The 16,570-nt window shown below is 62.4% G+C and carries 17 protein-coding genes and 1 tRNA gene; 7 read left to right on the top strand and 11 right to left on the bottom strand.

Annotated elements, in window-relative coordinates; translation table 11 throughout:
• Positions 1–5: 5 nt before the first annotated feature.
• Complete coding sequence (locus ACWHTU_RS08750; protein ID WP_447863139.1) at positions 6–1,535, bottom strand: YifB family Mg chelatase-like AAA ATPase; 1,530 nt, start codon at positions 1,533–1,535, stop codon at positions 6–8.
• A gap of 276 nt (positions 1,536–1,811) precedes the next feature.
• Between ACWHTU_RS08750 and ACWHTU_RS08745 the strand changes: the two genes are divergently transcribed.
• Positions 1,812–3,275 carry a Kelch repeat-containing protein gene (locus tag ACWHTU_RS08745; RefSeq protein ID WP_447863138.1) on the top strand — a complete coding sequence of 488 codons (1,464 nt, stop codon included), beginning with the start codon at positions 1,812–1,814 and terminating at the stop codon, positions 3,273–3,275.
• 26 nt (positions 3,276–3,301) lie between these two features.
• Complete coding sequence (locus ACWHTU_RS08740; protein ID WP_447863137.1) at positions 3,302–3,538, top strand: Lrp/AsnC ligand binding domain-containing protein; 237 nt, start codon at positions 3,302–3,304, stop codon at positions 3,536–3,538.
• Positions 3,539–3,616: 78 nt separating this feature from the next.
• Here the strand turns inward: ACWHTU_RS08740 and ACWHTU_RS08735 are convergent, their stop codons facing one another.
• A complete protein-coding gene (locus tag ACWHTU_RS08735; RefSeq protein ID WP_447863136.1) occupies positions 3,617–4,585 on the bottom strand; it encodes a Gfo/Idh/MocA family protein in 969 nt (322 codons plus the stop codon).
• Between the two features lie 182 nt (positions 4,586–4,767).
• Here ACWHTU_RS08735 and ACWHTU_RS08730 point away from each other — a divergent pair, with 182 nt between their 5' ends.
• Both ACWHTU_RS08730 and ACWHTU_RS08725 read left to right on the top strand, forming a co-directional pair.
• Positions 4,768–5,565: a dienelactone hydrolase family protein gene (locus tag ACWHTU_RS08730; protein ID WP_447863135.1), complete on the top strand. Its 798-nt coding sequence runs from the start codon at positions 4,768–4,770 to the stop codon at positions 5,563–5,565.
• 106 nt (positions 5,566–5,671) lie between these two features.
• Positions 5,672–6,832 (top strand): hypothetical protein, encoded by a 1,161-nt coding sequence (locus ACWHTU_RS08725; RefSeq protein WP_447863134.1) that lies wholly within the window; start codon positions 5,672–5,674, stop codon positions 6,830–6,832.
• Between the two features lie 64 nt (positions 6,833–6,896).
• Here ACWHTU_RS08725 and ACWHTU_RS08720 read toward each other — a convergent pair whose 3' ends face one another.
• Positions 6,897–7,280, bottom strand: a complete 384-nt coding sequence (locus ACWHTU_RS08720) for a DUF423 domain-containing protein (RefSeq protein ID WP_447863133.1) — start codon at positions 7,278–7,280, stop codon at positions 6,897–6,899.
• Between the two features lie 141 nt (positions 7,281–7,421).
• Here ACWHTU_RS08720 and ACWHTU_RS08715 point away from each other — a divergent pair, with 141 nt between their 5' ends.
• Both ACWHTU_RS08715 and ACWHTU_RS08710 read left to right on the top strand, forming a co-directional pair.
• The gene (locus ACWHTU_RS08715; RefSeq protein WP_447863132.1) at positions 7,422–7,970 is read left to right on the top strand and encodes a hypothetical protein; all 549 of its coding nucleotides are present in this window, start codon (positions 7,422–7,424) and stop codon (positions 7,968–7,970) included.
• Positions 7,971–7,980: 10 nt separating this feature from the next.
• Positions 7,981–8,322 carry a PilZ domain-containing protein gene (locus ACWHTU_RS08710; RefSeq protein WP_447863131.1) on the top strand — a complete coding sequence of 114 codons (342 nt, stop codon included), beginning with the start codon at positions 7,981–7,983 and terminating at the stop codon, positions 8,320–8,322.
• Positions 8,323–8,373: 51 nt separating this feature from the next.
• On the opposite strand, the gene ACWHTU_RS08705 is transcribed toward ACWHTU_RS08710, so the two are convergent.
• From ACWHTU_RS08705 to ACWHTU_RS08690, 4 genes are all read right to left on the bottom strand, one after another.
• A complete protein-coding gene (locus ACWHTU_RS08705) occupies positions 8,374–9,141 on the bottom strand; it encodes a hypothetical protein (protein WP_447863130.1) in 768 nt (255 codons plus the stop codon).
• A gap of 357 nt (positions 9,142–9,498) precedes the next feature.
• Positions 9,499–9,588, bottom strand: a tRNA-Leu gene (locus ACWHTU_RS08700).
• 151 nt (positions 9,589–9,739) lie between these two features.
• Entirely contained in the window at positions 9,740–10,000 is a 261-nt protein-coding gene (locus ACWHTU_RS08695) for a YtxH domain-containing protein (RefSeq protein WP_447863129.1), read from the bottom strand.
• Positions 10,001–10,248: 248 nt separating this feature from the next.
• Positions 10,249–11,406 carry a tetratricopeptide repeat protein gene (locus ACWHTU_RS08690; protein ID WP_447863128.1) on the bottom strand — a complete coding sequence of 386 codons (1,158 nt, stop codon included), beginning with the start codon at positions 11,404–11,406 and terminating at the stop codon, positions 10,249–10,251.
• Between the two features lie 82 nt (positions 11,407–11,488).
• Between ACWHTU_RS08690 and lgt the strand changes: the two genes are divergently transcribed.
• Entirely contained in the window at positions 11,489–12,277 is a 789-nt protein-coding gene (gene lgt, locus ACWHTU_RS08685) for a prolipoprotein diacylglyceryl transferase (RefSeq protein ID WP_447863334.1), read from the top strand.
• Positions 12,278–12,291: 14 nt separating this feature from the next.
• Here lgt and ACWHTU_RS08680 read toward each other — a convergent pair whose 3' ends face one another.
• The 4 genes from ACWHTU_RS08680 to ACWHTU_RS08665 are packed head-to-tail and all read right to left on the bottom strand — an operon-like array spanning position 12,292 to position 16,559.
• Positions 12,292–12,678 carry a metallopeptidase family protein gene (locus ACWHTU_RS08680; RefSeq protein WP_447863127.1) on the bottom strand — a complete coding sequence of 129 codons (387 nt, stop codon included), beginning with the start codon at positions 12,676–12,678 and terminating at the stop codon, positions 12,292–12,294.
• Between the two features lie 23 nt (positions 12,679–12,701).
• The gene (locus ACWHTU_RS08675; RefSeq protein WP_447863126.1) at positions 12,702–13,088 is read right to left on the bottom strand and encodes a tetratricopeptide repeat protein; all 387 of its coding nucleotides are present in this window, start codon (positions 13,086–13,088) and stop codon (positions 12,702–12,704) included.
• A gap of 40 nt (positions 13,089–13,128) precedes the next feature.
• Positions 13,129–13,347 carry a PD-(D/E)XK nuclease family protein gene (locus ACWHTU_RS08670; protein ID WP_447863333.1) on the bottom strand — a complete coding sequence of 73 codons (219 nt, stop codon included), beginning with the start codon at positions 13,345–13,347 and terminating at the stop codon, positions 13,129–13,131.
• Positions 13,347–16,559, bottom strand: coding sequence for a UvrD-helicase domain-containing protein (locus tag ACWHTU_RS08665; RefSeq protein WP_447863125.1), 3,213 nt, complete (start codon positions 16,557–16,559; stop codon positions 13,347–13,349). Before ACWHTU_RS08665 ends, ACWHTU_RS08670 begins: the two co-directional genes overlap by 1 nt.
• Between the last annotated feature and the right edge of the window lie 11 nt (positions 16,560–16,570).

Below are 16,570 nucleotides of genomic sequence, written 5' to 3'. Positions count from 1 at the left end.
GTTTCTTAAAACTCGCCCCGCCGGTCCAGGCTGCGGTACTGAATCGCTTCGGCGAGGTGCATCGTCATGATGTCATCCGAGCCGGCCAAGTCCGCGATCGTCCTCGCCACGCGCAAGATCCGGCCGTACGCGCGGGCTGAGAGTCCAAGCCGCGTCATAGCCCGCTCCAGCAAATCCCGACCGGCCGCGTCGATCCTGCAATATTTTTTGAGCTGACGCGGCTTCAATTGGGCGTTGGTGAAGATCCCTTCATGTTTGTAGCGATCCGACTGTCGGGCGCGCGCGGCCATCACCCTGGCGCGGATCGTCGCCGACGTATCGTGGAATCTGGTGTCGTCGCCGAGTGCTCGAATAGGCACCGGCGGGACTTCGATATGGATGTCCAGCCGATCCTGGAGCGGGCCGGACAACCGGGCCCGGTATCGGCGGATTTGATGCGGCGTGCACAAACAGTCGCGGGTCCGATCACCGTAATAGCCGCAAGGACAGGGATTCATGGCCGCCACCAGCATGATCCTAGCGGGGTAGCGCAGCGAACCGCTGGCTCTCGTCAACGTGACGGTTCCGTCTTCCAACGGCTGCCTGAGGCCGTCGAGCACGTGTCGTTTGAATTCCAGGATTTCATCGAGGAACAACACCCCGTTGTGCGCCAGCGACACTTCGCCGGGTCTTGGCACCACCCCGCCGCCGATCAAACCGGCGTCGGAAATGCTGTGATGAGGCGCCCGGAACGGACGGGTCGTGAGCACCAGCAAGCCGTCAGTCAGCAAACCCGCCACGCTTTGGATCCTCGCGGTCTCGAGCGCTTCTTCCGGCTGCATGACTGGCAGGATCGTGGGAAGTCGCTTGGCCAACATGGTCTTGCCCGATCCGGGCGGACCGACCATCAAGATGTTATGCCCGCCGGCGGCAGCCACTTCCAACGCGCGCTTGGCATGGTCCTGCCCCTTGACATCGCCGAAGTCTTCGTCTTCCGCCGGCGGTTGGCAACATAAGGCTTCCCGATCTACGCGCGCCGGAGCAATATGCTGCGCACCGCGGAGGAACTCGACGACTTCCGGCAGGGTATGGACCGGAAAGGCCGTCACGCCGTCCACCAGCGCCGCTTCCGCTTCATTCCCAGCCGGCACAAGTAACTCGTGCGCTTTTCGACAAGCCATCCCGATCGAGAGAGCGCCAGCGATCGGCTTCACACGTCCATCCAAGGACAGCTCGCCGACGAACACTTTCTTCTGAACCGACTCCGGCGGCAGGATTTCTTCCGCAACGAGAATGCCCACGGCGATGGCGAGATCCAGGCCCGATCCCTCTTTTTTTAGTCCGGCAGGCGCCAGATTAACGGTGATCTTCTTGACCGGAAAGGAAAAGCCGCTGTTTTTGAGCGCTGCGCGCACCCGATCGCGACTCTCGCGAACCGTGGTGTCCGGAAGACCGACCACGGAAAACTGCGGGAGTCCGCCGCCGATGTCCACCTCAACTTCGACCAAATGGGCATCCAGTCCGACCACCGCTGCACTGAGGACCTTCGCCAACATGTTCGATCCGTAAAAATACAAAGGCGCCCGAAGCGCTGCGGGATTATAGGCGGGCCTTTGCCGGTTTTCAACAGAAGCCCGACCATGCCCTGCGTCGGACGCACGCACGAGACGCATCATTGCGTTCCGCACAACCGAACGGGCTAGATTGGGTGAAGCCCCTTCAGTATAATCCGGTTCATGCGCCTGAGGATTCGGCTCCAGCGGTGCAGTTCACTCGCCCCTGTCGCTTTCACCACCAGAAGGACGCGCTCCGACAGCCATCGACGTTCCATTTTGCGTACCGCCGTTGCACTCTGTGTCTGGCTGCTGGGTTCCGAGGTCCTGCCCGGCAGCGGCCAAGATGACATGGCCGCTCGGGGCGCATGGCGGACGGCAGCGCCGGCCCCTACCAAACGGACCGAAGTCACGGCGTCGGCGCTCGGCGGAAAGATTTATCTCATCGGCGGATTCGCGGAGCCGGGTGTGGGCAACCTGACCAGTTTAGCGATCACCGATGCAGTGGAGGTCTACGATCCCGCCTCAAACCGCTGGACGACCGCGTCGCCGTTGCCCAACAAGGTGCACCATGCCGCGTCGACCGCCATTGCCGGCAAACTGTATGTCGTCGGCGGGTTCGTGCAATCCTTCCTGTCCGTCTGGAAACCGATCGCCAACCTATACATCTACGATCCGGGAGCTGGCGTTTGGTCTGAAGGGCCGCCCATGCCGACCCCGCGCGGCGCGCTCGCCGCCACCGAACTGGATGGAAAACTCTACGCGATCGGCGGATACGACGGTAACGGCAACACGGGGGCGGTCGAAGTCTATGACCCGTCGACGAATCAATGGGCCGTCAAAGCTCCGCTTCCTACGCCGCGCGATCACCTTGCCGCCGTTGCGGTCAAGAATCGTCTCTACGCTGTCGGCGGACGGCTAAATCGCGACTATGGCCGGAATCTCGCCGCAGCCGAGGTCTACGATCCCGCCGTCAACCGGTGGGCCAGGATCAAGGAGTTGCCGACGCCGCGCAGCGGCATCACCGCGGCGGCGATGTTCGACGCCATCTATGTGCTCGGCGGAGAAGCCCCCGAGGGCACCTTTGCAACGAACGAAGCCTACTTTCCGGACTCCGACCGGTGGCAACCAATGGCGCCCATGCCGACGGCGCGGCACGGTTTAGGGTCGGCGGTGGTCGACGGTCGTCTCTATGTGCTGGCCGGAGGACCCAGGCCGGGCGGCTCGTTCAGTAATGTCAACGAAGTCTTCATCCCGCCGAGCAATGCCGCGCAAGCCCGACGAGCCACTCCCCAACTAGTGGGCGCCATCATGGCGCTCTTGGCGATATTCGACGACGCCGGCGTTCTGCCTTCCGAGTCCAGCCCAGAGGCCAACCGGCTCACCAAAGCCCTCATCCAATTTCAATCCGCTTTCATCAATAGCGTCGATGCCGAGGTGCGTCGATGGTTCACCGAGGCGATCGAGGCGAAATTCGGCCCGCATAGCTCAGATGCCATCGCACGGTTCAGAATAAACGGCTGGACGTCTGAATCGCTGGAAGCCGTCGTCGATTACGCGGCCGTCCATTCCGTGTGGGACCGTGACGGCCTCGAGCAGGGCTTCCGGGCATTCAACGTCGGCAAGACCGACTGGGAATTGCTCACACGGGTGTTCCGCTCCGCCCGCGAGCGGCTTGCGGCGGACGGCAGGGACTTGCACCAGACCTATGCAGCCAGACGGCGGGAAATGCCGGGATCGTGACTTCAGCCTAACTACGGGAGGAGAGCATGTCGACCAAAGCCTACATTCTCATCAAGGTGAAGGCCGGGAAAACCAAGGATGTGCTGCACGCGCTGAAAAAGATCAACGGCGTCGAGCAGGCGCATCCCTGTTTCGGCCAGCCGGACATTTTCAGCTTTGTCAACGTGCCGGACGAACGCTCCCTCTCGGACATCGTCATCACCAAGATCCATACCATCGAAGGTGTCGAAGAAACCGACACCCACATTGTGGCGGAAACGTGATCGCGTGACACGTGATGCGTGAAACGTGACGGAGTCCTCATGGATTCCGTTTTTGCCGGGGACCGTCACTCCGTACTATCACGGCAACGTCACGGTTGTCCCGCTCGCGGCGGATTCATAACACGCATCGGCGATCTCCACGGCTCGTTGTCCGTCCTCACCGGAGACCGGCATGGGGGTTCCGCGCAGGAGCGCGTCGAGAAAAGCCTCCAAGACCGCCACGATCGTCGGCCGGGGAGCGAGATCATGGGCGGCGCAAGCGCCATCGGCCGAGTGGACGACGAGCCGATGATGAAACCAGTCGGCCGTCAGTTGCCCGCCCTCCCCGATCCATTCGGCCCGGCTGGTTCGCACCGGACTCTCGCGCGACACATCGATCACGCATGAGAGGCCTCCGGCGGTGCGGAGGGTGACGAACGCCCTCGTTTCCACCCCAAGCCCACCGAAGTCCTCCAGCTCGCAACGAACCTCCCGCACTTCCTCTTCGGTCAGAAACCGCACCAAATCCAGCAAGTGAACGCCGACCTCCAACAACACGCCGCGGCCCCCATAATCGTGGGGATCTCTGCGGCCTTGAACCGACGGCTCGATGCGAGTCGTCAGCGTGAGATAGCGCCGCCGGCCCACCGTCGGTAATCGAGCCCGGAAAGCCAGGACGGTCGAATCAAATCGGAGGGTCTGGGCAGTCATGAGTGGGACGCCGGCGGCCGCGGCGGCATGCACGATGGCTCGCGCTTCAGCTCCGGTGGTCGCCAGCGGCTTCTCGATCAAGATGGGTTTCTTCGCCTCTACGGCCGCGAGGCAGATGGACCGCGCGAGCACTGGCGGCGCGACGACGATGACCGCGTCGACTTGGGGATCCGCGATCAGTCGGCGGTAATCCCCGTAGCATCGCACTTCGTGACCGGGATCCAGGCCGTGCCCGCGCTCGGCGGTTTTCCGGCAGACGGCGACTAGTTTCGCCCGAGCAATGTCCCGAAGCAGATGGCAGGCGTACCGAAGCCCATGCCTGCCCAACCCGATGAGCCCGACCCCGATGTCCGGCATCGGCTCTCCTTCGCCGCGCCTGTACTCAGTCAGACCGCGCAGCCGTCGCCCGCAGATTGACACTCTACCGGCGGCCGGTTCGTCGGTCAACCGCGGATGCTTCAATTGACAAGGTTTTGACCCCGTCGCTATAGTACGTGGCACCATTCCATGCGGGAATCGGCGGAGATCGGAGTCTTTCGATGACGGAGCGAACCTCACCCTTTACGTTGCAACAGATCGGAACCGGCGCGGTTCGTTTTCCCAGCGGGGCTCCCATCCCCACCGCCAGCGATCTGGCCGTCGATCCTTACAGCCGGTCGCGCCCTCCGAAAGGTTATCAGGTCGAAGCGCTGCAATTTTGGCCGCAGGAACAAGGGCCCTATCCGGGAATCATTTTGCTCCACGAACGGTGGGGCCTGACGGCGCAGATTAAGGACTTAGGAGCTCGCCTGGCATGCGAGGGCTACGCCGTCATCATTCCCAATCTCTATGGCCGGATCGGCGGCATGGTAACCGCCAGCGACGAAGTCGCGGCGGCGTTGATGGGGCGCGTCAAAGAGGCGGACTTGGTTCAGGACATCAACTCATGCTGCGAGTTCCTCAACACCCAGACGTACGTCAAACGGAACACCTACGCGGTGGTGGGATTTGGCATGGGCGGCTCGTTGGCGATTCGTTTTGGGTGTCACCGGAAGCGTTTGCGGGCCGCCGTCGCCTTTTACGGCAAGATGGTCAGCCCGCCTGAGCTGTTGAGGGATCTCCAGTGCCCCCTGCTGTATCATCAGGCGGGGCGGGACGAGTGGGCCACGCAGGAGGATGTGGATCGACTCCTGTCCGCCGCCAAGGAATACGGGAAACGGGTCGAGGTCCGCACGTACCCCGATGCGCCCCATGCCTTTTGCAACGAGGCTCGTCAAGAATACTATCGCGCGGATGCGGCGCGAGAGGCTTGGGACACCAGTATCGATTTCCTGAAATCCTGCTTTCAAGGCGCGTAAGCGCCTCCGTGCTTTGCAGGCTCCCTGACCGACTTCCACATTCGTCAACTTGTTCAGGCGTCTCCTCGATTGCCATTCTTGTTAGCAACACGCTAGAGTAACCGCGATGACCATGCGCAGACCTCGGCAGAATGTGTTGTTCGCCTTCGCATTCGCCGCAGCGGCCCATTCCCTCGCATTCGCCGCTCAGTCTCCGATCTCAACGGGCCGGGGGACTCTCGCGGAGTTGCCGGATTTCGAACAGGTCGTGCGCAGCCACGCGGACGCGCTCGCCGCAGTGAATTCGGACGCCGAAGCCCAGGCGGTATTCGTCACCACAATCGGATCGGCTCTCGGCCTCAACGACGTCATCGGCGCGCTTTCGACCAAGCGTTTGGCCAGAAAGCCCTTCGCCGAGTCTGTCTACCAGGAGCTTAGCCGGACATCCACTCGTCTGATCGCCGAACTTGCCGTCTGGCGTGCCGCTGTGTCCGCCTTGCAAGCAGCCATAGAGCCTTCACGATGGAGAACCTTGGAGCAGGAACTGAGCCAGCAACAAGCCTGGATCGTTCAAACGACCGGACGGCAGGCTCTCGGATCACTAGTCGCGGTCGCCCAAGTGCTGGCGGCCTTCCCGTTGACCGAAGACCACACCGGTTTGGTTCCCGGGCGTTTTTCCGACTACGCCGCGCAACTGGATCAGCGGTTTCCCGCGCTGGTCGGCCCTTCGTCCTGGCTTTCCCTGGCGGAACAGCATGGGATCGCGGCGATTCGCGAGCGCCTGTGGGACGTGCCGGCCATCCGCGATCGCGAACCGGCCGAGCAACAGGCGCTGGCGGCCCGTTACGTCGAGAGTCGACTCCGCCCCGTCCTCCTCACCCATTTGAGAGCGCTGGCCGGCCTGGCTCAAGCGGAAGCCAGCCGCTCGGTCTTTGATCAGTGGCTGCGGCTCCGTCTCTGGAAAGAGACCGTTCGTGAACAACGGGGGCTCGCGCGTCTGTGCGGCACCTGGCAATGGACCATCCATAACCATCAAAACCATCACGAACAGAAGCTCTCGCTCGTCTTCCCCCCGCCCGGTTCAACTGCCGGCAACGGGCCGCGCCCTGCCGAAGTCGTTGTCCTGGGTGACGCCGTGTATTTGCGCTGGGAATCGGGCGGGCATCTCCAAGAGGACAGTCTGTTGTTTTCGAAAGAAGACCAGCGCCTGGAGGGTACGTTCGTCAACACGGCCGGAGGCTGGGGATCGATCTCCGGCAAACGGACGGCCGGTTGCAGCGCGCGCTAAGCACAAACGCGAGGCGAAACCGGCGGGCGACAGGGTCATACCCGCCGCGCCCGCCGACAGGCAGTCAGCGCGTCTTCCAAGCCTGCCATGCCAAAACTCCCCACCCGGCCAGAAACGCGACCCCGCCGAGCGGAGTCAGCGCGCCGAGCCACGTGATTCCCATCAGCGAGACTGCGTAGAGACTACCTGAAAAGAGCACAATCCCCGCCGCAAACAACCAACCGGCGGCGGCGAATCTCCCGTTGGGCGATCGATTGACCGCCCATGCGACCACAAAAAGTCCGAACGCATGGTACATTTGATATCGTGCGGCCGTGTCGTAGACCGCCAACATCCCTGGGTCCAGCGTCCGTTTCAGCATATGCGCACCGAAGGCTCCGGCCGCTACTCCGGTGAATGCGAACACACATCCGATAATAAGAAACCGGCGCGCCTTCATCTCCAGCATGGCCGATAATGTCCGTGTTCATTTACCCGCACGAGGACCGAATAGCAAAGAGCCGGGACGCCCATCCGGCGGCGTCGGCCGGACCCGGCGGCGGGACGGCCGGATTGTAACACGAGTCGCCGACCTTTACCGAATCGACCAATGCCTATTGAATGTCCCCGTTGCCTGCTGACGAACGCCGACGGCGTGTTGACTTGCGAGTGCGGATACGATCTGGTTCCTCAGATCCAGCGGCGTCGGGTCGCGCCAACAGCGGAGAAGCCGCGCCTGGCCGGTTGGTCCAAGGAAATGCGGAAACGCCACTTTCTGATCGGTTCGGCGTTGATCTGGTTGGTTCTGGCAACGGCCGAGTGGCAGAGGTTGCAACAATCCGTCACCGGCCGTGACTCCGCCGAACTGGCCTGGGACAGCCTCTGGATCGGATTAGCCGATTTGGGCGGCGCCCTGGTGATCGGCGCAGTGGGTTGGGTCGGAGTGTGGATCGCCCGGGCCTACGAGGAACGACAGCTGCCGCTCTGCCCCAAACGGGTGACCTTCGGCATCACCGTGGTGGCCGCCGCGCTGATATTGTTCGCTCGTATCACGAACCCCGTCATCGTCGCAGAACAGGCAATCCATGGGCTGGTTATTCTGGCAATCGCGGGAGTGTCCTACTACGCCGGCTGCCGGGGATGGCTTGGAAAATGGTGAGGGTTCCTGCATGCTGACACGCCGCCGTCGCGGAAAAGACAAAGCCGGCTTGGATCTTCGCGATCATCAGCGTTATGAAGTCAGTCTGGCGGTCGCCTATTCAGGCGATCAAGTCGTCGGACGAGGTCTGGTGCTCAACATCTCGCACGGCGGGTGCGGAATCAAAGCGGAGACCACCCTTCCGATTGGCACGTTTCTCGAACTGCATATCGAGGCTCCTTCTCTTCATACCCCGCTGCATATCGATCTGGCCGTCGTGCGCTGGTCGCTCGGAAAACACTTCGGCTTGGACTTCTTGCAGGTGCATCCAGACCAGGAAACACGGCTCCGCCGTGTTTTGAAATCCCTGTAGACGCCGCCGCTCCTGCGTAAGGAAAACCTTTTCCCGCGACTGACGACGGGCTCACTGAGCCGGTTTGAGTTGGACCGCAAGGCGGGATTTCTTGATCGACATCAGGCCGCGTTGGGTCTCGGTGGGAAGATAGGGCCCGGCATGCCGATCTTTATACCGCGACTCGAACTGCCCGATCAGGTCGATGACATCCCGGAAACGTCCCTGGCGAGTCAGCAGCTCGACAAGGCGGAAGTACGCGGGGACGACGAAATGGAGATGCCGCATCTCTTGGGCCTGTTCAATGACGTATCGATAATTGACCATTGCGGTATCCGGTTTGGATTCTTCCACCACCATCGCTTCCAACATGTGAACCGCCACCCGATCAGCCGCCGCGCTGATACTACGTTCCCAGGGTCCGTTGATCAGCGCGGAGAGCTCTGGTCCGGTCAACTGGACGGTGCCGGTAGTCTTGGCGGTTCGCAGTCGCTCTACCACGTGCCGGGCCTCCGGCCATGCGCCGTAGATTCCAACTAACAGACCGCCGCACCCCATGGGATTCGTACATCGACCCCGCAACGGGATGAACTGCTTTTTGGCCACGACACTGGGCAGAAGCGCTTTGCCGTGAGCTTCCCGGCAAATCGTACACGTGCTCTTGTCAGCCGGGACGATGAACAGATACATCCTGACTCCGGACCGATCGAAGATATCAACTGCCAGGATGCGGCCTTTCAGAATTTGCATCTGGTAGTACTGCCAGACGACCAACAGAGCCAGAAGAGCGACCAGGTACGGCAGGATCTCGGGAATGATGATGCCGGTCTGAATATCCATGGGAACACCTATTATGTTAGCAAGCCTAGGCGAAGTATAGCACTGCAAGGAGGAAATGCAGGGGCCCCGTTTGAGTTTTAACACGATGTCCGCCTTCCCGGACAAACACCCGGCCTTCCGAAAGCCAGTGAACCGATCTGTGGATGAGGCATGCCGGGCCATCGGCAAAAACGAAAGGACGCGCCGCGCAAAGGTCCCGCCCGTGATCAGGTGAGCATCACGATAAGTCGCTGAAGAACAGCACAGTCCAGCAAAGCAAGACCGGATCTGTCACGCGCTCCGCTTTCGGGCACAACGCTCCGCTCTCAGCGGAGCAGTGCGGTGCAGCCTGTAAAGATTAAAGATTTGAAGGAGCGGTGGTGCCGGAGACCGGGCTCGAACCGGTACGGGCCTTGTGAGCCCAAGGGATTTTAAGTCCCTGGCGTCTGCCTGTTCCGCCACTCCGGCCTGTCCGGGAAAAGATCGAAGCTAAAGCGGGCGTGACTCTAACACCCGGGAACGAGGGGGTCAAGGAGCGGCCCACCGACGGCCTGTTGCCGACAGGGACGGCAGGCCGTCGGTGGAGAGACAGGAAATGAGAATGAACCGGGCGTCGATATTAAGCCGCTTCGACGACGGGTTTTTGGTCACGCTTCTGTATAAGGTGTTTCCCGCGTTCGACGGCTTCGGTCACACCGGACTTCACGGCGCGCCCGAAACGCATCGCTTGGATTTGGGCGCGCTTGGCATAACGCCCGATCGTGCGCCGCGTCTCCGCTCCGGACTGCGGGGCGAACAATAGCCCCAAGCCCGCGCCTACTACCGCTCCGCCGGCGACCAATGCCGCCACTTTCGCAATCCGACGTCCTTCGGTTGACATGTTGAAACCCTCCTTCCTCACTCAAACAGATGTGACAGGTCTGCCTGAACCGCTCGAGCGTTCGATTTCATCATACAGCACCAACCGTGCCAGAATCGAATTGGGCGAACGACCGCCAAAATCGCGTGGTTGACGTACAGCCGTCAAACAGTCGCAAGCAAGCTCGTGGCGTTTTCTCCACAGGTGTGGCGTGACCGGTTTCAAAAACGCGACACATGGATCGGCGCAGAGCCGCTCTGGACAAGGAGTTACGGCGAGAGAGATTGCAGCAGAAAGATCGCTTTTCCTCGGGTTTCACGGGCGTCCTCCCGCGCACCTTGAGCCTCGTACACAACCGCCAGATTCACCAGGCTCCCGGCTTCCCGCGCCCGATCCCGCAATGCTCGATACAGCGCCAGGGCGCGTTCATGGTGTTCCATAGCGCTGGCCAGGTCGCCCTGAAGCTGATACAGGGAGCCCAGCAACGCCAAGGTATCGGCTTCCCGCGCCCGGTCGTGGAGGGCCTGATGAAGCGCCAAGGCCTTCTTGGCCATCACGATCCCCTCATCATGCAAGCCAAGACCCGCATCAAGTGTAGCCAGCACGACTCGGATTCCCGCTTCAGCTCGTTGGTCTCGTTGTTGCTCCGTCAAACGAAGGGCCTGCTCATACAACCGCTTCGCCTCCTCCAGGCGTTCCTGACGCGCATACGCGCCGGCAATGATCGTCAGTGCGTTCGCCTCCTGTCCCCAGTCTTGGCGCTGACGCGCTTCCGACAGCGCTTCGTCCAGCAACGCAAGCCCGTGTTCGATCCGTCCGTCGTCGATGCGTAGGTGGCCGAGCAGGATCGCACCCTCCGTCCACGCATGAAGATCGCGCACCTGTCGAAACAGGGCGAGCGCCTGTTCATAGGACCGCTCCGCGGCGACGCGATCGCCGAGCGCTGCCGAAAGGCGACCGCGTTGCAGCAGCGATCGGGCGTAGGCGGCTTTGTCCGGAAGCGTTTGAAAGATCGCCGCGGCGCCGGCCACGGATTCCATGGCGGCACGCACGTTCCCCTGGCGCTCCTGGATCGCCCCGATGCGCATCAAGCTGGTCGCCTCTCCCCGCCGATTCTTCGTGGCGCGAAACGCCGCCAAGGCCCGTTGATAATACGGCATGGCTTCTTGGAGATGATTCTGCACTTCATGGATATCGCCGATCCGGAGCAGTTCTTCGCCGTCCAGGGTCCGAGGCGAAGAGACCCCTGCGGTCGCGAACGACTGCGCGAGGCGTCCATCCGAAGGAACGTCTGAGAAGCCGGCCGCCCAACCTGAGGAGAATGCGACGGCGACCGTACCCAACGCGGACATCAGTCCAAGGTGTCCGATAACCGGCATGGTCGTATGATACCGCCGCAGGTTTTCGTGCGCACCTGCCTTCCTCAACGCGTCACCTTGCAAACCCCGCCCTTCCTCTTTTATGATCGCCGCGCTTTTGCAAGGATGATCCGTTGCGGCAACTGACGTGATTCCCTATCCGAACATCGATCCCGTTTTTCTCCGAATCGGGCCCTTGCAGTTCCGCTGGTACGGGCTCATGTACCTGATCGGACTGACGGCCGCGTATTTTCTCATCAAGGCGAAAGCGGCCGCTCGGCAACTGGCGCTGACTGCAGATCAAATCTACGACATGATCGTCTATGCAGCGGTGGGCGTCTTCATAGGCGGGCGCCTCGGCTATACGCTGTTCTACAATTTCTCGTACTACCTCGAACATCCCGCGAAAATCATCGCGGTCTGGGAAGGCGGCATGTCTTTCCACGGCGGCCTCATCGGAACAATCATCGCGCTGTGGTGGTTCAGCAGGCGGCGCGGCATCCCGGTCTATACGGTAGCCGACCTGGCCGCTTCTGCCACACCGATTGGCTTGGGCCTGGGCCGGATCGGCAATTTCATCAACGGCGAGTTGTATGGCAGGCCGACGAACGTGGAATGGTGCATGGTCTTTCCTGGCGGGGGACCTGAGTGCCGGCATCCGTCCCAACTTTACGAGGCGGGGCTGGAAGGCCTGCTGCTGTTCGTTGTCCTGTGGTGGATCGGGCGGCGGCCGACGCCCCCGGGCACGGTCTTCTGGAGCTTCATCACCGGCTACGGATTGTGCCGGCTGGTGGTGGAGTTCTTCCGCGAACCGGACCAGCATCTGGGTTTCATCTTCGGCCCGTTCTCGATGGGCCAGGTCCTCTCGGCCCCCATGATTCTGGTCGGCGCCTTCATGCTGGCGGTGGGGTATCAAAAGTCCGCGAAACGTGGCACGTGACGCGTCACGATTTTTCAATACGGCATCTCCTCATCATCCAGTCCGAAGTGGTGGCCGATCTCATGGACCACCGTATCCCGGACCTCCCGGACCACCTCGGCTTTCGTGCGACACAGCCGTAAGATCGGCCCACGATAAATGGCGATCCGCGCCGGCAACTGACCCCCAGCGTGGAAAAACGATTCGCTGTCCAACGGCGCGCCCTGGTACAAGCCGAGGAGATCGTCTTCCGATTCCAACTCCAGATCCTCCAGCACCTCGCGCGGAGGCTCATCTTCCACCACAACCGCGACGTTGCCGAGTAGTTTGGCGTAGTCGGGAGGCAGGCTGTCGAGCGCCTGTTGCACGAGGGCAGCGAATTCTTCCTCCGAGAGCGCCAGAACGCGCCGCCGCCGGGCCATCCTGTCAGACCCCCGCCGTTCCCTCAGCGCGGAGCGGCATCCAAAAACGACTTGCCTTTCAACCGCTCCTCTTCAAACGAGCCGTAACCGCGGAGCGGAGGCGCATCCCAGATCACCTTATGGCCGGGCGCCAAGTTCGCCGCCTCGATGTAATGCTTTCTCGCGCCCTTGCCGTCCCCCAGCCGTTCCAAGACCAGCCCCAGGTTGTAATGCGCTTCCGCCAACGTGGGATGCAATTCGATGGCGGAGACATAGGCCGCCTTCGCCCCAGCCCAGTCGCGGGCCGCGTAGAGTGCGTTGCCTTCTTCCAGCTTCGCCGCGGCGGCAGGCGGCGTACCGGACGGCGCATGGAGGGTCCGCTGTTGAACTTCCTGAGAGCCGATGCAGCCGCCCAAAACAAGTGCTGTCATGACACTCACCGCCCATCGACGCACAGTCCCCCCCCTTCCTTCACACCGTCACCGCAATCCCGTGACGCAGAAAGATGAACTGAAACTGCGGGCGTCCTTCGCGCAACCAGCGCGAGAGCGCTTCAGTGTAAATAACGGCTTGATCCCGGTAGGATTCCGCTCGCGCCCGCACTTCCTCGATCCCCACACGGTCGGTTTTATAATCGGCAACCCACAGCCGCCCGTCAAGCCGATAGACCAGATCGATGACCCCGTGCATCACACAGGCGTCGTTGTTTCCTGCCCCCTCCCCCTCGCCCCTCGTCCCTCGCCTTCCCACTTCATGGCAAACGGGATTTCCCGCCCCAGCACGGTGGCGCGACGGAGCGCCGCATAGGGCGCCGAAGCAATAAATATTTTGAACATCTCGCGGAGCTCACCGATGATGGCGACGGCGTCGTCTTGCCATTCGGGCGGAACGCCGGCACGGCAGATCACGTCGATCCGCTCCTCCAGATGAACGGGATCCGCCGTAAAATCCCACCCCTCCAACACGCGATGGGCAAGGACGCCGACCAGTGCTCCGCGATCGCGATCCGCCCGCGTCCAACCCGCGGAGGACCACGGCTCTCGGTCATCCGCCTTCATGATCGACGGGCTCAACCGGCGTGGAGCCGCCCGAACGGCTCGCCATTGCTCTTCTCGACGACGCCAGGCGGATGCCAGCGCCGCACAATCGATCGCCGGCTCGACGCCAGGCTGGGAGAAGCCTCGGCGAGCCCCCTTCCGCTCGGGCGGCACCGTGACGCAATGAGGGATGGTCACCGCTCCGACGCGCAGTGCCGGCGTGGTCGCGGATCCGATGTCACCCTCGGTTATCTCGTTCAGCAGCGCTAGCACCGTGTCGCGTCCGGACCGGGCCGTGATGGCACCGGACAACACCAGCCAGTCCTTGGCCCTAGTCATGCCGACATAGAGGACGCGCCGCCGTTCCGCCTCTTCCCGCGCCCGGAGCTTGGCCTGCGTCAGCACTGCGCCGAGATTCCGCTTGTCGCCGATCGTGAGACCGTAGGTATTGCTGGACCAATCGTGCGTCACCATGGGAGGAGACCCACCGGACCCCGCGCCCTGGTGCACCCCTGGCAGGATCACCACTGGAAATTCGAGCCCCTTGGCTTTATGGATCGTCAGGACGCGCACGGCGTCCAACGAGTCTTCCGCCAACAGGCTTTCCGCTTCATCCGGCTGTTCTTCCAGACGGGCGACCATCAATTCCACGAATCCGCTCAACGTCAGATGAGGCCGATCGGCCAGGGAGGCGGCCGTCTGCCGGACCTTCATCAGATTGGCCACCGCCTGTTCCCCATGGAGCGACGCCGCCGCCAGCTCCAGCATCGGCAGCCGATCGAAGATCGCCTCCACCGCATCGGGCAACGGCAGGCGAGCGACCGTCCGGCGGAGCTCCGCCAGCTTCCCGTACAGGAGACGGACGCTCACCGCTGCCGGGTTGTCCCATCCATCCAGGCGATCAGGCCGGCGATAGTCGAGCGCCCGGCGCTCCCGTAATTCATAGAGCGCCCTGTCCGGGACACCGCCCAAGGGTGACCGGAGCACACCCACCAACGCGACAGCATCATGCGGATTCTCCAAGATTCGGAGCAGGTTCACGAGATCGATGACCTCTTGCCGGCGATAGAAATGTTTTTCACCGTCCGTGATGTAGGCAATGCCGTGCCGCCGCAAGGCTTCAAGGTAGTGTTCCGCCTGCGTGAGCTTTCGGAACAGCAGGGCGATGTGGCCCGGCTTGAGTGACTCCCGTTGCCCGCGTTCGTCCATCACCGCTTCGCGGCCCAAGACCTCCTCCTTGAGCCAGCGGGCCAGCGCCTCGGCCTCCGCGCGCGTCGCGGCCGCGGCATCGAAGGCGGCCTCGCCATCCGCTGGTTTCACCAGGCGCAGGTTTACTCCGGTCTGGGTTGTGGCCGGCTGGCGGTTCGGTCGAACTTCCAGCCGGACGTTTTCCGGCTGAAGATGTTCCCGCCGCTCAAACAGTCGATCGAACACTTCATTGACCGCCGCAAGCACGGAACCATGACTGCGGAAGTTCGTCCGCAAGGACAATTCCTCTCCGCCATCTTCGCGGATCTTGCGGACGACCCGATCGAAGGCCTCGATATCCGCACGGCGGAAGGCGTAGATGGACTGTTTGGGATCGCCGACGATGAACAACTTTCCCGGTTCCAATTCGATCTCCCGCCAACTTCGGGCGCAGCGACCGGGGCGTTCCGCCACATACAAGATGATTTCATACTGGACCGGATCAGTGTCCTGAAATTCATCCACCAGCACGGCGCGATACTCCCGTTTAATGCGTTCCCGAACCGGCGGGTGATCGCGGAGGAGGCCGCGGGCTCTCGCCAGCAAGCCGTCGAACGATATCCACCCATCTGCCACAAAGGTGCGCCGGACTTCCCGCACAAAAGGATCGAGCAAGTCGAGCAGATCGCCGAAAAACGGCTGATCGACTTGCCCTAGCGCTTGCGCCCGGCCGATCAACTCGGCAGCTTCTTCGAACTCCTCCGCACTCCACCCGCTGGCGACATGCGTGTCCAGATTTCGGTTCAGCTCCTGCCGCACACCGGCATCCACGCCGGCCAATCCGTCCAACCCGCAGTTCGTCACAGCGCGGAACACGGCGGCGGCGGCCGCTAGCATCGACTCGATTTTCCGGCGCTTGGGACGGTCGTGGGCGGCTAAAAGCCGCTCGGCCCGGTCTCCAGCGGCCGCCAGCCAGTCGCGCAGCGCGGGGTCAAGCTGACCGCCACGGATCTGACTCCGCAACGCATCCAGATCCACCAACTCACTGCAGAGCGAACGGGCCAGCTCTCGCACCTGGTCGAGCTCCATGTGCGCAAGCACGCGCCGCCAGACAGCATGGTTGGGACCTTCTTGTCCCAGTTCTTGATCCAGCCACAGGTCCCAGCGCGCGGTAAAGTGTTCGTCGAACCGCAAGCCGTCATCTTCCTGGAATGCCGGATCCACACCGCTCTCCAAGGGATGCAGGCGCAACAGATGCGCGGCGAAGCTATGGAGAGTCCCGATCTGGGCCTTTTCCAGGTCCCTCAGCGCCGCGTCCGCCCGCGCAGCGACGGCGGTCGTCGAGAGGCCGTACCGCTCGCGCAGCGCCGCCACCTGTCGAGCGGTCGCATGCTCGAAGGGCCCGACCGTCCCCGCACGGGACAAGGCGATCAGGCGTTCCCGCAACCGGACCTTCATCTCCGTGGCCGCCTTGTTGGTGAAAGTCAGCGCGACGAGCCTCGTCATGGCGACCGGTTCGGGTTCTTTCATCAGCAGGTTGACCAGCCGATTGACCAAGAGCGTGGTCTTGCCCGTGCCGGCGCCGGCCACGACGACGACGTTGCGATCAAAGGTGGTCTCGGCCTTGAGTCGCACCGCTGCATCAGGAACCGCCATGTCGGGTTGTTCGCTGCTCACTTGCGACCTTT

The organism is Nitrospira calida, from assembly GCF_976986435.1.
This window is presented reverse-complemented; position numbering and strand designations above follow the sequence as displayed.

Coding starts and splice junctions, on each gene's coding strand:
- ACWHTU_RS08725 (WP_447863134.1), top strand. CDS start 5,672: ATGACCATGCGCAGACCTCGGCAGAATGTGTTGTTCGCCTTCGCATTC.
- ACWHTU_RS08730 (WP_447863135.1), top strand. CDS start 4,768: ATGACGGAGCGAACCTCACCCTTTACGTTGCAACAGATCGGAACCGGC.
- ACWHTU_RS08715 (WP_447863132.1), top strand. CDS start 7,422: ATGCCTATTGAATGTCCCCGTTGCCTGCTGACGAACGCCGACGGCGTG.
- ACWHTU_RS08680 (WP_447863127.1), bottom strand. CDS start 12,678: ATGGCCCGGCGGCGGCGCGTTCTGGCGCTCTCGGAGGAAGAATTCGCT.
- ACWHTU_RS08750 (WP_447863139.1), bottom strand. CDS start 1,535: ATGTTGGCGAAGGTCCTCAGTGCAGCGGTGGTCGGACTGGATGCCCAT.
- ACWHTU_RS08670 (WP_447863333.1), bottom strand. CDS start 13,347: ATGCACGGGGTCATCGATCTGGTCTATCGGCTTGACGGGCGGCTGTGG.
- ACWHTU_RS08740 (WP_447863137.1), top strand. CDS start 3,302: ATGTCGACCAAAGCCTACATTCTCATCAAGGTGAAGGCCGGGAAAACC.
- ACWHTU_RS08705 (WP_447863130.1), bottom strand. CDS start 9,141: ATGGATATTCAGACCGGCATCATCATTCCCGAGATCCTGCCGTACCTG.
- ACWHTU_RS08720 (WP_447863133.1), bottom strand. CDS start 7,280: ATGCTGGAGATGAAGGCGCGCCGGTTTCTTATTATCGGATGTGTGTTC.
- ACWHTU_RS08695 (WP_447863129.1), bottom strand. CDS start 10,000: ATGTCAACCGAAGGACGTCGGATTGCGAAAGTGGCGGCATTGGTCGCC.
- ACWHTU_RS08675 (WP_447863126.1), bottom strand. CDS start 13,088: ATGACAGCACTTGTTTTGGGCGGCTGCATCGGCTCTCAGGAAGTTCAA.
- ACWHTU_RS08710 (WP_447863131.1), top strand. CDS start 7,981: ATGCTGACACGCCGCCGTCGCGGAAAAGACAAAGCCGGCTTGGATCTT.
- ACWHTU_RS08735 (WP_447863136.1), bottom strand. CDS start 4,585: ATGCCGGACATCGGGGTCGGGCTCATCGGGTTGGGCAGGCATGGGCTT.